Below are 14,783 nucleotides of genomic sequence, written 5' to 3' on the forward strand. Positions count from 1 at the left end.
ATCATAATATGCCAGAATGCTGCAAGATAAACACTGCATGGGATACTATAATACAAGAGTAATGTTAAAAAAAACAAAAAAAAGGAGAGGTTATTATGAATCTTGAGCAACGGATTTTTGATATATACAAGAAAGCAGTAAGTCAGTGTTCTAATAAGGAAATTTATTCTGCACTGCTGAAAATCGTGGGAGAAGAGGCGGAAAAAAAGACAGCAGGAGGAAGGAAAGAAGAAAAGTATATTATTTGTCTGCGGAATTCCTGATTGGAAAACTGCTTTCCAATAATCTGATCAACCTGGGAATGTATGAAGAGGTCCGCCAGGTTCTTTTGAAAAACGGAAAAAATATTTGCGAGATCGAGGAAATAGAGCCGGAGCCGTCTCTTGGAAACGGCGGCCTGGGACGTCTTGCCGCCTGTTTTCTGGATTCCATGGCAACCCTTGGCTTAAATGGAGACGGCATTGGGCTTAATTATCACTTTGGTTTATTTAAGCAGAGCTTTGAGGACCATCTTCAGGCAGAAAATCCCAATCCCTGGATAGAGCAAAACAGCTGGCTTAAGAAGACAGGGATCAGTTATCCCGTAACCTTTGGAGGGATGACCGTTCGTTCCAGAATGTATGATATAGGGGTGACCGGCTATCAGGGACGGACCAATCAGCTTCATTTGTTTGACTTGGAAACCATTGATGAGGAGATCATAAAAGATGGGATTTCCTTTGATAAAGAGGATATTAAAAAGAACCTGACCTTATTCCTTTATCCTGATGACAGCGACGAGGCCGGCAGAAAGCTTCGTATTTATCAGCAGTATTTTATGGTCAGCAGCGGTGCCCAGTATATTCTTGATGAGTGTGTCAAAAAGGGCTGCAAGCTATATGACTTACCGGATTATGCGGTGATCCAGATCAATGATACCCACCCTTCCATGGTGATTCCGGAGCTGGTACGTCTTTTGACCCTGAAGGGAATCTCCTTTGAAAAGGCGGCGGAGATTGTCAGCAGGACCTGTGCTTACACCAATCATACCATTCTTGCGGAAGCCCTTGAAAAGTGGCCCATGGAATATTTAGAGGAAGCCGTACCCCAGTTAGTGCCTGTTATAAAGAAGCTTGATAAACAGGTCCGCAAGGCTCATAAGGACCCTTCCGTTGGCATCATAGATGAAAAGGATCTGGTGCATATGGCTCATATGGATATCCATTATGGCTTCAGCGTCAATGGAGTGGCGTACCTTCATACGGAGATCCTGAAAAAAAGCGAATTAAAGAAGTTTTATGATATTTACCCGGAGAAATTTTCCAATAAGACCAATGGAATCACCTTCCGGCGGTGGCTGCTCCACTGCAATCCTCTCCTTACCCAGCTGATCACTTCAAGAATCGGAGAGGGGTATAAGAAGGACGCCATGGAGCTGGAAAAACTGGCTGCATTTGATGATGAAGCGACCTTAAGGGAAATCCTGGATATCAAAAAAAACAAAACAAGATCGCATTAAAGGAATATCTTATGTCAACCCAGGGAACGGAAATAAATGAAAACTCTATTTATGATATCCAGTCAAGCGCCTCCATGAGTATAAAAGGCAGCAGATGAATGCCCTTTATGTGATCCACAAGTATTTAGAGATAAAAAAAGGAAACCTGCCATCCACTCCGATTACCGTGATTTTCGGTGCAAAGGCGGCTCCTGCCTATGTGATTGCAAAGGATATTATTCACCTGATCTTATGCCTTCAGGAGCTAGTGAACAATGATCCCCAGGTAAGCCCCTATTTAAGGGTAGTGATGGTGGAAAACTATAATGTATCCAAGGCGGAAAAGCTGATTCCTGCCTGTGATATCTCCCAGCAGATTTCCCTTGCTTCCAAGGAGGCCAGCGGGACCGGCAACATGAAGTTCATGTTAAATGGTGCGGTAACTATTGGAACCATGGATGGTGCCAATGTGGAGATTGCAGAGCTGGTGGGAAAGGATAATATTTATATTTTCGGAGAATCCAGTGAAAAGGTGATCAGACATTACGAAAAAGCGGATTATGTATCTAAGGACTATTATAAAAAGGAGGCCAGAATCCGGGAAGCCCTGGATTTTATAGTGGGAGCGGAGATGACTGCCATCGGCCATAAGGAGAATTTAAAACGGCTTTATGATGAGATATTAAAGAAGGACTGGTTCATGACCCTGCTGGATTACAGCGCCTATGAGGCTGCCAGGGAAAGGATTTACAAAGATTATGAGGATTCCTTAGGCTGGGCGAAAAAGATGTTAATAAATATCAGCAAGGCAGGATTTTTCTCTTCAGACCGCACCATTCTGGAGTATAACCGGGATATATGGAAGCTGTAAAAAAAGTCGGCTGTTACCATGCTTCCACGTAAGCTGCAGGAAGTGGCATAAAATAAAATAAGCGCATAATAAAAATGCCCTTCTGCTGAAAGCGGAAGGGCATTTTGTCAAAATCCGTCAAAAAAACAATTGTCAGTTACAGAGTGGCGAAAGAATCGACAGCCGTGCTGAGAATATGAAATTGAGCGGAAATTGTAGTTATCATGTTAGAATAAGGAAGAGGCTTTGTTTCATTATACCTCTTGCATAGCGGATTTTGCCTTCTCTTTATCTTCTTTACTCATCGGGAAGCAGATGCTTGCAGCGATTGATACGATACAGCACACGGCAGCCGGTGCGCTCGTTAATGGTGCAATGGCAATTAAGAACGGTTGAATGAACGCTGGGAAGGTATCAACAGCCAGGCTCATGGAGGTAAGTCCAATACCAAATGCGAATGTAATACCGATAATGGTTACGTTTCTCTCGGAGAAACCTGCTTTTGCGATCATCTTAATACCATTTAACGTAATCATGGCAAATACAGAAATAATTGCGCCGCCCAAAACCGCATCTGGGATGGTTTGGAAAAGAGCCGCCAATTTCGGGATAAGTCCACACAAAGCCAGGAATACAGCTCCTACGGCAACGCACCATTTGTTCACGATTTTCGTCATGGAGATAATACCTGCGTTCTGTCCAAACGCGGTGTTTGGCAGCGCGTTAAATACAGCCGCTAACATGGATCCACCTGCATCTGCGAGGATGGCACCGGATGTTTCTTCGGGGGTAGGCTCTCTGTCAAATGCCGCAATGGTAATACCGCCGGTGTTACCGATGGTTTCCAGTCCGGAAATGACATAAAACAGGGCGAAGTTTAAGATGCCGGCTATGGAAAATTTAAGTCCGAAATAAAACGGCATAGGTACGGAGACGATTTTAGCGGATGAAATCGGCGCAAAATTCACCATACCCAAGCAATGGCCACTATATACCCGATAGCCAGTCCCAAAAGCAGGGCGGAATTCTTTACAATGCCTTTGCCATACCTTTGGAGCAATAACACAAGAACGAACACAAATAACGCCACGCATACATTTTTCATCGAACCCAACACGCCTGTATATTGAAACTTATCTGGATTCTCATTATAAGCCGCCAAAGTAGCTGCTGCGTTTGACCCGCCGTTAAAGTATCGTGCTCCCGCGCTTAATAAGTTTAATCCAATGGCAATAAGCGTTGTTCCCACCACGATCGGTGAAAACAGATTGGCAAGCTTCTTATAGAAGAAACCCATAAATACTTCAACGATGCCACCTACCAATGAACAGCCGAGAACCAACGCATATACATCACGCGGATCTGTCAGCCCCATGGAAGGCGCGACTTGAGTGGCAACAATGGAAGCCACGGCAACAAATGCAAACGATGTACCCATGACAATTGGCAGATTCGCTCCGATGCGGAAGCTCTTCCCGAGCTTGATCGGATACAGCTGAAACAGGGTGGTTACACCAGATACAATCATGGCGGATGATAACATGATGGTCTTATCCGCCGGCTCTAACCCACAGATGCTGGCAATGATAAGTATGGGGGCCAGGTTGCCCGTAAACATGGCCAGTATGTGCTGCAGACCTAGTGGGAATGCAGTTTTAAAACTTGGCCTGCCTTCCAGTTGGTAGATCAGTTCTTTGTCGTTTTGCTTATTCAAAGGAAATCCCTCTCTTTACTATTATTTTCAAAGCCATATATGGGATTGTTTAGAAATATCTTGGACAATTCCCAGACCCCCCCATTGGAAGACAGCACCAGCTTGTAATAAACCAATACTGTCTTCTATGATGGTCAAAGACTTTGAATGTTGGTGTTTTGCTTAACAATTAATATTATAATGTGTTTTTAACAAAAGCATAAATAGTTTTACTGATGAATATGAGTTCCGGTCTTCCCCAGGATTCCTTCTTTTGCTTTTTCGAGCAAGGTGATGAGCGCATTGCGCCCTTCCTTGGAATCTGCGAATTTCACAGCAGCCTGAACCTTTGGCAGCATGGAGCCAGGAGCGAAGTGTCCTTCTCCAATATACTTGCGGGCATCGTCTGTTGTGATATCGTCCAACCATTTCTCTTCCGGTTTACCGAAGTTTATTGCTACTTTTTCAACTGCTGTGAGGATGATTAAGAAGTCTGCATCCAGTTCCTCTGCCAGCAATTCACTTGCAAAATCTTTGTCAATAACTGCACTTGCACCTTTTAAATGATTTCCCTGAAGGGTAACGGGAATGCCGCCGCCGCCGCAGGCAATAACCAGTTGTCCGGCTTCCACAAGGGAGCGGATCGCGCCGATTTCAATGATTTCTGAAGGGCTTGGAGAAGCTACCACACGGCGGTATCCGCGTCCGGCATCTTCCTTTGTGATGTATCCGTACTTTTCTTCAGCCAGTTTCGCTTCTTCTGCAGTCATGAAGTGACCGATGGGCTTGCTGGGAGAGTTGAAAGCAGGATCATTTTCATCCACACGAACCTGTGTGATCATGGTGGTTACAGGAATGTTGCTTATGTTCCTGTTTACCAGCTCTTCTCTTAAAGCATTCTGTAAGTCATAGCCAATATAAGCCTGGCTCATGGCGACACAGACGGAAAGAGGAGTGTTTGGCTGTTTGGGATCTTCTCGTGTTAAAGCACTCATTGCGTTGTTAATCATGCCCACCTGTGGGCCGTTGCCGTGAACCACCACTACTTCACAGCCTTCTTCAATCAGGTCAACGATTGCTTTTGACGTGATCTTAACTGCAGCCATCTGCTCTGGTAAAGTATTACCCAAAGCATTGCCGCCTAACGCAATAACAATTCTTTTCTTCTTTTCCATTTTGCTGTCCTCTTAGTAAATAAGAATTATCTAAAAGACGCACCTGTATCCATGGGTAGGCTGCGGGTGCGCCTGATATTCTTAACTATGGGGCTGTTGCCCCGATGCGAAATTATTCAAAAATTCTCGGTTTTTTTGCCAGATTCCAGCTTCTTTAAGATTTCCTGTGGATTCTCAAATTTGCTTAAGAAGATCATAGCGGCGATTACATATGGCTTGAAGCTTGCTTCTTTGTATAACGGATCGCGGTAACGATCGAATACGGAAGCAACTACTTCACCGTCCTTGCAGCTTACATCGTTGATGTCAGCTGGTAAGCAGTGCATGTAAAGAGCCTTGCCGTCTTTTGTGGTCTTCATCAGCTCTTCAGTACAGCACCAGTCTTTGTGGCTTGCGTTCTGAGCAAGTAATTCTTTCTCAAGAGCCTTGATGCCGTCTGTGTCGCCTTCAGCGTAAAGGTTGGTTCTCTTTTCCATAGCTGCAAATGGAGCCCAGCTCTTTGGATATACAACGTCAGCATCCTTGAATGCATCAGCCATATCGTTGGATACACGGAAGGTACCGCCGGATTTCTCAGCGTTCTTCTTTGCAACTTCAACAACTTCAGGCATAACCTCATAGCCTTCCGGATGAGCTAAAACAACTTCCATACCCATACGAGTCATTAAGCCGATGATTCCCTGAGGAACGGATAATGGCTTTCCGTAGGAAGGAGAGTAAGCCCATGTCATAGCCAGCTTTTTGCCCTTTAAGTTCTCGATGCCGCCCATTTCATGGATGATGTGAAGCATATCAGCCATACTCTGAGTTGGATGGTCAATGTCGCACTGTAAGTTTACTAAGGTTGGTCTCTGCTCTAAGATGCCGTCTTTATTTCCCTGGGTAACAGCGTCCATAAATTCATGCATATAGGTATTTCCCTTGCCGATATACATATCATCGCGGATACCGATAACATCTGCCATGAAGGAAACCATGTTAGCTGTTTCACGAACGGTCTCGCCGTGAGCTACCTGGGATTTGCCCTCGTCTAAATCCTGAACTTCCAGACCAAGTAAGTTACATGCGGAAGCGAAGGAGAAACGGGTACGTGTGGAGTTGTCGCGGAATAAGGAAATTCCAAGACCGCTCTCAAAAACTTTTGTGGAAATGTTGTTTTCTCTCATGAAACGAAGAGCGTCAGCAACAGTCCAGACAGCTTCCAGCTCGTCGTCGGTCTTCTCCCATGTTAAGAAGAAATCATTCTCATACATTTCCTTAAAGTTTAAGGAGTTGAGTTTGTCGATGTAATCCTGTAAGGTTTTCATATAGTAGTTAGCCTCCTGATTCTTGTCTTGTTTTAGTGTTATCTATCCTTCATGCAGTCTGCCAGGCATTGATTGGGGAAGGAATGATCGGCAGTCTGCAAAAATGATTGTTAGGAGTGGCGGCAGGCCTTGAAGGGCCTGCTGCCAGAATTATGGCAATCCCTTCCAGGGACACCTTGATGCCCTGGAAAGGAGGCAATAATATGGTAATAAAATGGCTGCCTGAATTACTTGCAGTAAGCGGTTGGAAGTGCTGCATATACAGCTGCACAGGTAACCAGATCCTGCTTCCAGGTCTTCTCGTTAGGAGCATGAGCCTGAGCTTCTGCACCAGGTCCAAAGCCGATGCATGGGATTCCGTTGCGGCCCATGATGGAAACGCCGTTTGTGGAGAAGGTCCACTTGTCGGTAAGAGGACGTGCAGTTCTCATATCAAGAGTTTCTTTTGCACCGATTCTTGCATCACCGAAAAGGTTCTTGTAAGCTTCTTCCAGTGCCTTGGTAACATCGTGATCCTCCGGAATAACCCAGGTCGGGAAGTAGCACTCGATCGGATAAGTAAGTCCAGTATAGGAAGGACGGGAATATTCGTACATGGAAACAGTAACATCGCTGCCGTATTTCTTCACGTTTGGCAGATTGCGGATTTCATCCAGACAGCTTTCCCATGTCTCGCCTGCGGTCATACGACGGTCTAAGGATACGGAACAGGAGTCAGCAACTGCACAGCGGCTTGGGGAGGTGAAGAAGATCTCGGAAGCAGTAACAGTACCGCGTCCTAAGAAGTTAGCCTCTTTCCACTCTTTGTTGTATTTCTCATCAAGCATTTTTACAAGGCCTTTGATTTCCTTGTCATCAGCAGCGTCGTTCTCGTTAAGAGCACGAACGTCCTGAAGAATATCAGCCATCTTGTAGATTGCGTTGTCACCGCGCTCTGGTGCGGAACCATGGCAGGAGATACCCTTTACGTCAATACGGATTTCCATACGGCCTCTCTGTCCGCGGTAGATACCGCCGTCAGTTGGCTCTGTGGAAACAACGAATTCAGGACGAACCTTGCCTTCGTTGATGATATACTGCCAGCAAAGACCATCACAGTCTTCTTCCTGAACAGTACCTGTAACCAGAACAGTGTATTTGTCATTTAAAAGACCTAAGTCCTTCATGATTCTTGCGCCGTAAACAGCGGATACGATACCGCCGCACTGATCGGATACGCCGCGGCCGCCGATTTCTGTATCATTCTCGTAGCCTTCGTATGGATCAAATGTCCAGTTGCTCTTGTTGCCGATACCAACAGTATCAATATGAGCGTCAAAACCGATTAAAGTTTTGCCGGTTCCCATATAGCCTAATACGTTGCCCATGCCGTCGATTTCTACTTTGTCGAAATCCAGCTTCCGCATTTCTTCTGCGATGCGGTCGATGTGAGCCTTTTCATCACAGCTCTCGCCTGGGAATTTAACGATTTCCCTTAAGAACTTTGTCATGTCGGCTTCATAATTTTGTGCTGCTTCTTTGATTTTTTTGTAATCCATGTTTTTGTCCTCCATATTTTTTTATAAGTTATTAACGTTCTTTTCCTTCCCAGACAATTGCTTTGTAACGATCTGGGTCGGTGTCACCCTCAGTAGAGAAGAGGAGAACTTTTGAATCCTTATTAAGTCCTAAATGCTCTTTTAACTCCTTGTATTCATCAAGAAGCATGATGCAGGCCAGAACTCCAAATGGAGCAGCGCCTGATTCGCCGGAAGTTACCGGTGTATCGCCTTTGATAGGAGCGGCAAGCATTCTCATGCCCTGGGCAGCTGCCCAGTCAGGAGCGGAAACAAAGGTATCTACGTGATTCTTTAAGATATCCCAGGAAATAGTGTTTGGCTCTCCGCAGGCAAGGCCGGCCATAATGGTCTGCATATCACCGTCTACGATACGGATATCTCCGTCGCCGGCTTTTGCACCCTTATAGAGGCAGTCTGCAACATCAGCTTCCACAACAACTACCTTAGGCGGATTCTCTGGATAGCGGTTTGCGAAATATCCCTGAACAGCTCCTGCAAGAGAACCTACACCAGCCTGAACAAATACATGGGTCGGTCTGTCGCAGCCATATTCCTCAAGCTGCTCATTCGCTTCCAGTGCCATGGTTCCGTAGCCCTGCATGATCCAGGCAGGAATCTCTTCGTAACCATCCCAGGCAGTATCCTGTACCACAACGCCGTTCTTTGTTTTGGAAGCGGCATCTGCAGCCATACGGACGCATTCGTCATAGTTGACTTCTTCTATAGTAACGGTAGCGCCTTCTGCTTTAATATTGTTGAAACGGGTGATAGTGGAGCCCTTTGGCATATAGACAACGGACTTCTGGCCTAATTTATTTGCTGCCCATGCAACACCACGTCCATGATTTCCATCGGTAGCGGTGAAGAAGGTTGCCTGGCCAAACTCTTTTCTTAAAGCGTCAGATGTAAGTACGCTGTAAGGAAGATCAGAAACATCTTTTCCAGTCTGCTTTGCGATGTACTTTGCGATGGCAAAGGATCCGCCCAGTACCTTGAATGCATTTAAGCCGAACCGGTAAGATTCGTCTTTTAAGTAGACCTGGCCAAGGCCTAAATAATCTGCCATGTGATCCAGCTTTGCAAGAGGAGTCTTGCTGTACTGAGGAAAGCTTTCGTGGAATACTCTTGCTTTCTTGATTTCATCAATTGCCATAACCGGTAAATTTTTATCATCGGTCTTTGGCATGGTGTTTACAACCCATTGAATCGGTTTCATGATTTTTATTCTCCTTTTTCTTCATTAATTATGTTACTTTTCTTTATTTGTATCCATATAACTGTATAAAGTGAATTTGGATATGCCAAAATAATTGGAAACCTTGTCGCCTGACTTAGTTATAAGGAAAGCGCCGGCATCATTTAAATACTGAATTGCCGCAACTTTGTCATCCTTGCTCATAAGAGCGACCGGTTTGCCAACGAGGGCCACAGACTGTTCGATCAGTGCGTCAAGAAGATCATTCACATTATGGGTGATTCTTTTTGGCTGCTTCTCATCGTCTTCTGTTTCCGAGGTGGAGAGAAGAGATTTTAAGGAACTGTCTATGGTAAGCAGGCCCGTGATATCATAATTAAGAGCCAGAATGTAATCAATGGTGTTATCTTTTCCTCTTATATACATGGTGCTGGATTTTAAGATCCTGCCGTCATCGGTTCTTGTTAAATAGGATAAGCGGTCTTTTAAAAGGTCCGGATTCTTTTTTTTAACGTTTCCAGAACGATTTCAGAGGGACCGTCCCCCAGCTGTCTGTTGCTTACCTGGCCGTTTTCAATATAGACAATGGAGCTGTCTATATCTTCCTTCCTTAAGTCGTGGATAACTACCTCACAGTTGTTACCAAAATGAGTAGCGATTCCACGTGCGATCTGCGTCAGCAGTTCAAGCTTTGAATCCATCGTTTGCCCTCCCCTCATTGGAACATCTTATACACTCATCATAGCATAAAAATTTAAAATTTCAAGTAGTTTTCTAAAAAAATTTTTAGGTTCTCTAATTTTTTTTGTATTTTTTTACTTGCATTTCTTTATATGAAATGATACACTGTACCTAGTGAGGAATTTATGGTGTAATCTGTATAGAAAATGACGGATTATAGTATCCCGTATCAGCAGATTGCGGAAATGAAGTACATACATAGGGGAGATTCCTATGTTAGGTTTGTACAGTTGGAAATTTTAAGGTTTCACTTAAATTATGTTAAAAAATGGAAAAAAAGGAGATGGAGACATGCTGGTTATCGGTAATGGAAGAATGATTACAAGAGACCCCCAAAATCCGTTTTTTTGAGAACGGTGCAGTTGCAATGGAGGGAAGCGTGATCCGTAAGGTAGGAACTACGGAAGACATTAAGAAAGAATACCCGGATGCGGAGTATATTGATGCAAAGGGTGGAGTTATCATGCCGGCCTTTATTAATGCCCACGAACATATTTACAGCTCTTTTGCCAGAGGCTTAAGCATCAAAGGATATGATCCTCACGGATTCCTGGAGATTTTAGACGGAATGTGGTGGACCATTGACCGTAACCTCACATTGGAAGAAACACGGTTAAGCGCTATGGCTACTTACATCGATTCTATTAAGAACGGTGTGACAACGACTTTTGACCATCATGCAAGCTTCGGACATATTACAGATTCCCTGTTTAAGATCGAAGAGGCTGCAAAAGAGACTGGTGTCCGTTCCTGTCTGTGCTATGAGGTTTCTGACCGTGACGGCAAAGAAAAGGCAAAAGAAGCGGTTCTGGAGAATGAAGCATTCATTAAGCATGCTTTGGCAGATGACAGCGACATGATTGCGGGAATGATGGGAATGCATGCCCAGTTTACTATTTCTGATGAGACCATGGAGCTGGCAGCTTCCCACAAGCCTGAAGGTGTGGGCTACCACATCCATGTGGCAGAGGGAATCGAAGACCTTCATGACTGCCTTAAGAAACACGGCAAACGGATCGTAGACCGTCTGATGGACTGCAAAATCCTGGGAGAAAAGACCCTTCTTGGACACTGCATCTATATCAATCCTCATGAGATGCAGCTGATTAAGGATACAGATACCATGGTAGTTCACAATCCGGAATCCAACATGGGCAATGCATGCGGCTGCCCGCCAACCATGGAACTGGTTCACAGAGGAATCTTAACAGGTCTTGGAACGGATGGTTATACCCACGACATGACAGAATCCTATAAAGTAGCCAATGTTCTGCACAAGCATCATTTATGCGATCCTAATGCGGCATGGGGCGAAGTTCCCAAGATGCTGTTTGAAGGAAATGCAAAGATTGCAGGCCGTTACTTTAAGAAGCCTTTGGGCGTATTAAAAGAGGGTGCAGCAGCTGACGTAATCGTTACCGATTACATTCCGTTAACTCCAATGAATGGGGATAACTGCAACAGCCATATCCTTTTCGGAATGACAGGACGCAGCGTGGTAACCACAGTAGGCAACGGAAAAGTGCTGATGAAGGACCGTATCCTTACGGCCATTGATGAAGAAAAGGTGATGGCAGACTGCAGACAGGCAGCAACTGAACTGGCAAACCGGATCAATTCCAGGTAATAACAGTTTCATAAAATAAGGTAAAATAGTAAAGTATACAAATATAGAATATTCACTGAGGGTTGTCTGCAGAGAAAGAAAGCGGACAACCCCGTTACAGGAGGTAAAAAAATGGGAGATAGAATGACCCCAATGCCATTTGGGCAGTTAGTGGACTGGATTATTAATGAATATGGAAAAAATGAGACTGTTTTCGGAGTCTACAGACCCTACAAGGCAGACAAGAAAAATAACCGGAAAATATTCGGACGCACTTTGGAGACTCCTATGGGACCGGCAGCCGGCCCTCATACCCAGCTCACCCAGAACATTGTGGCTTCCTATTATGCCGGAAGCCGTTTCTTCGAGTTAAAGACTGTTCAGATCTTAGACGGAGAGGATCTGCCTGTAAGCAAACCATGTATCAAGGCAGATGATGAATGCTATAACTGTGAGTGGTCTACGGAGCTTTATGTTCCCCAGGCTCAGGACGAGTATATCAAGGCATGGATCCTGCTTCACGTCATTGCCAAGGAATACGGCCTTGGTGCAATGGATGGCTTCCAGTTCAACATGAGCGTAGGCTATGACCTGGAAGGAATTAAATCCCCGAAGGTGAACTCCTTTATCGATTCCATGAAGGAAGCAAAAGATACGGATATGTTCAAGAACAGCATCAAATATCTTTTGGATCATTTAGATCTGTTCAAGAATGTGACGAAAGAGGATATTGAGAACATTCCTTCCGCAATCTGTAATTCCGTAACCCTTTCCACTCTTCACGGATGTCCTCCGCAGGAGATTCAGAGAATCGCTACCTACCTGATCGAGGAAAAGGGACTGAATACCTTCATTAAGTGCAACCCGACTCTTCTTGGATATGAATTTGCCAGAAAGACCATGGATGATATGGGATATGATTATATCGCATTCGGCGATTTCCACTTCCTTGATGATTTACAGTACGAGGATGCGGTTCCCATGTTAAAGACCCTTATGGCTTTGGCAGAGAAAAAGAACCTGGAGTTCGGTGTAAAGATTACCAATACCTTCCCGGTTGATGTAAAAAAATAAAGAACTTCCAAGCGAAGAGATGTATATGTCCGGTAAGTCCTTATATCCGCTTTCCATTACCCTGGCAGCTAAGCTGGCAAAGGAATTTGACGGAAAATTAAGAATTTCCTTCTCAGGCGGAGCAGATTACCACAACATCAAGCAATCGTTGATGCAGGAATCTGGCCTGTTACGGTTGCAACGACTCTCTTAAAGCCAGGCGGCTATCAGAGACTTTACCAGATCGCAGAGAAGCTGGAAGCTGGCAATGTTGAGTTTACAGGCGTTGATCCGGAAAAGACTGCGAAACTGGCAGCAGATGCAGTTCATGATCCTCATCACAGAAAGGCAGTAAAACCTCTTCCTATCAGAAAAATGCCAAAGAGCGTTCCTCTTATTGACTGCTATGTGGCTCCATGTAAGGAAGGATGTCCGATTCATCAGGATATCACCACCTATTTACAGCTTTCCGGTGCAGGAAAATACGAGGAAGCCATGAAGGTGATTGCAGAGAAGAATCCTCTTCCATTCATAACCGGAACCATCTGCGCCCATAACTGCATGAGCAAGTGTAACCGGAACTATTATGAAGATCCGGTAAATATCCGCGGAGTCAAGCTGGTTTGTGCGGAAGGCGGCTATGATGCGTTCATGAAGAAGATTAAAGCCGGCGAACTGAAGGGCAAAAAGACAGCAGTAGTCGGCGGAGGCCCTGCTGGCCTTGCAGCAGCCTATTTCCTGACAAAGAACGGAATGCCTGCAACCATTATTGAGAAGAGCGGCAGCCTGGGAGGCGTGGTAAAGCATGTGATTCCTGGCTTCCGTATTCCGAATGAGGCGATTGACAAGGATGCTGCCCTGTCTCTGGCATTTGGAGCTGAGGTGAGATTAAATACTGAAGTGACAGATCTGGAAGCCTTAAAGAAGGAAGGCTTTGAATATATTATCCTTGCCACAGGAGCGTCAAAACCAGGCGTGTTAAAGCTTGAGGCAGGAGAAACCATAAATGCACTGGATTTCCTTGCTCAGTTCAAGGCGGCCGACGGAAAATTAAACATCGGTAAAAATGTAGTAGTTATCGGCGGCGGCAACACTGCCATGGATACAGCAAGAGCAGTGAAGAGAACAGAAGGCGTGGAACATTCCTATCTGGTTTACCGGAGAACCAAACGCTATATGCCGGCAGATGAGGAAGAATTAGAGATGGCACTGGAAGACGGCGTGGAATTCAAGGAACTGCTGTCTCCTGTAGAGCTTAAGAATGGAAAACTCCTTTGCAAGGTGATGAAGCTTTCCGATACTGATGCTACCGGCAGAAGGGGCATTGTGGAAACAGAAGAAACCGTTGAAATTCCTGCAGATACAGTGATCGCAGCAGTGGGCGAGCAGGTTCCGACAGAATTCTACGAAGCAAACGGCATTAACGTAAGCAACCGCGGTAAAGCCCTTGTAAACGAGGAGACCTTAGAGACCAGCGCATCAGGTGTTTATGTGGTAGGTGACGGACTTTATGGACCGGCTACTGTGGTAGAGGCTATGAGAGATGCACGCATTGCGGCTGAAGCAATTTTAGGCAGAAAAGCTGCTGTGGATTTTGATGACACAGTGGATAACTTAGATAAGATTTATGACAAGCGCGGTATTCTTGAAGGAACCAGGGAATATAAGGTAGAAGACGCCAGATGTCTTGGCTGTTCCAATGTCTGTGAAAACTGTGCTGAGGTCTGTCCAAACCGTGCAAACCTGGCACTGAATATTCCTGGTTTATCCATGCACCAGATCGTTCATGTGGACTACATGTGCAACGAGTGCGGAAACTGCAAGAGCTTCTGTCCATATGACAGCGCTCCTTACCTGGATAAGTTTACCTTGTTTGCCAATGAGGCTGACATGAAAAACAGCAAAAACGAGGGCTTTGTTGTATTAGATAAAGAAACAGCAGCCTGCAAGGTACGTTACCTTGGAAAGATTCTCACCTGGAAAGCCGGTGAAAAGGACAGCGTGATTCCGGAAGGACTTAGAAAAGTTATGGAAACTGTCTGCAGTGACTACGACTATATCTTAGGATAAGAAAAGTCCGGAAACAAGCAAAAAGAATAAGTAATTGTAATGGTAATGAATCGGCGC

7 protein-coding genes and 4 pseudogenes are annotated in these 14,783 nt (G+C 45.0%); 3 read left to right on the forward strand and 8 right to left on the reverse strand.

From position 1 onward, the window contains the following. Positions 1–95 precede the first annotated feature (95 nt). Positions 96–2,348, forward strand: a pseudogene (locus JCM10519_RS25750) (glycogen/starch/alpha-glucan phosphorylase). A 233-nt stretch (positions 2,349–2,581) separates the two neighbouring features. On the opposite strand, the gene JCM10519_RS25755 reads toward JCM10519_RS25750, so the two are convergent. The 8 genes and pseudogenes from JCM10519_RS25755 to JCM10519_RS02750 form a co-directional block, all read right to left on the reverse strand. Beyond that, positions 2,582–3,298: a solute carrier family 23 protein gene (locus JCM10519_RS25755; protein WP_347842957.1), complete on the reverse strand. Its 717-nt coding sequence runs from the start codon at positions 3,296–3,298 to the stop codon at positions 2,582–2,584. Beyond that, positions 3,292–4,041 (reverse strand): solute carrier family 23 protein, encoded by a 750-nt coding sequence (locus JCM10519_RS25760; protein WP_347842958.1) that lies wholly within the window; start codon positions 4,039–4,041, stop codon positions 3,292–3,294. Before JCM10519_RS25760 ends, JCM10519_RS25755 begins: the two co-directional genes overlap by 7 nt. 209 nt (positions 4,042–4,250) lie before the next feature. Further along, positions 4,251–5,195 (reverse strand): carbamate kinase, encoded by a 945-nt coding sequence (gene arcC / locus JCM10519_RS02725; RefSeq protein WP_054737859.1) that lies wholly within the window; start codon positions 5,193–5,195, stop codon positions 4,251–4,253. Positions 5,196–5,311: 116 nt separating this feature from the next. Continuing rightward, positions 5,312–6,502, reverse strand: coding sequence for a knotted carbamoyltransferase YgeW (ygeW, locus tag JCM10519_RS02730; RefSeq protein WP_054737860.1), 1,191 nt, complete (start codon positions 6,500–6,502; stop codon positions 5,312–5,314). Between the two features lie 49 nt (positions 6,503–6,551). Beyond that, positions 6,552–6,761 (reverse strand): hypothetical protein, encoded by a 210-nt coding sequence (locus JCM10519_RS02735; RefSeq protein WP_054737861.1) that lies wholly within the window; start codon positions 6,759–6,761, stop codon positions 6,552–6,554. Beyond that, the gene (locus tag JCM10519_RS02740) at positions 6,730–8,040 is read right to left on the reverse strand and encodes a YgeY family selenium metabolism-linked hydrolase (RefSeq protein ID WP_054737862.1); all 1,311 of its coding nucleotides are present in this window, start codon (positions 8,038–8,040) and stop codon (positions 6,730–6,732) included. Before JCM10519_RS02740 ends, JCM10519_RS02735 begins: the two co-directional genes overlap by 32 nt. Before the next feature lie 31 nt (positions 8,041–8,071). After that, positions 8,072–9,280 carry a diaminopropionate ammonia-lyase gene (dpaL, locus tag JCM10519_RS02745; RefSeq protein ID WP_347843197.1) on the reverse strand — a complete coding sequence of 403 codons (1,209 nt, stop codon included), beginning with the start codon at positions 9,278–9,280 and terminating at the stop codon, positions 8,072–8,074. Positions 9,281–9,310: 30 nt separating this feature from the next. After that, positions 9,311–9,957: pseudogene (locus JCM10519_RS02750) on the reverse strand (helix-turn-helix transcriptional regulator). A 331-nt stretch (positions 9,958–10,288) separates the two neighbouring features. On the opposite strand from JCM10519_RS02750, the pseudogene ssnA reads away from it, so the two are divergent. Together ssnA and ygfK are read left to right on the forward strand one after the other, a co-directional pair. After that, positions 10,289–11,624: pseudogene (ssnA, locus tag JCM10519_RS02755) on the forward strand (putative aminohydrolase SsnA). Between the two features lie 111 nt (positions 11,625–11,735). Continuing rightward, positions 11,736–14,726: pseudogene (gene ygfK, locus JCM10519_RS02760) on the forward strand (putative selenate reductase subunit YgfK). The last annotated feature ends 57 nt before the right edge of the window (positions 14,727–14,783 follow it).

It is taken from the genome of Clostridium sp. NkU-1 (genome assembly GCA_001312405.1).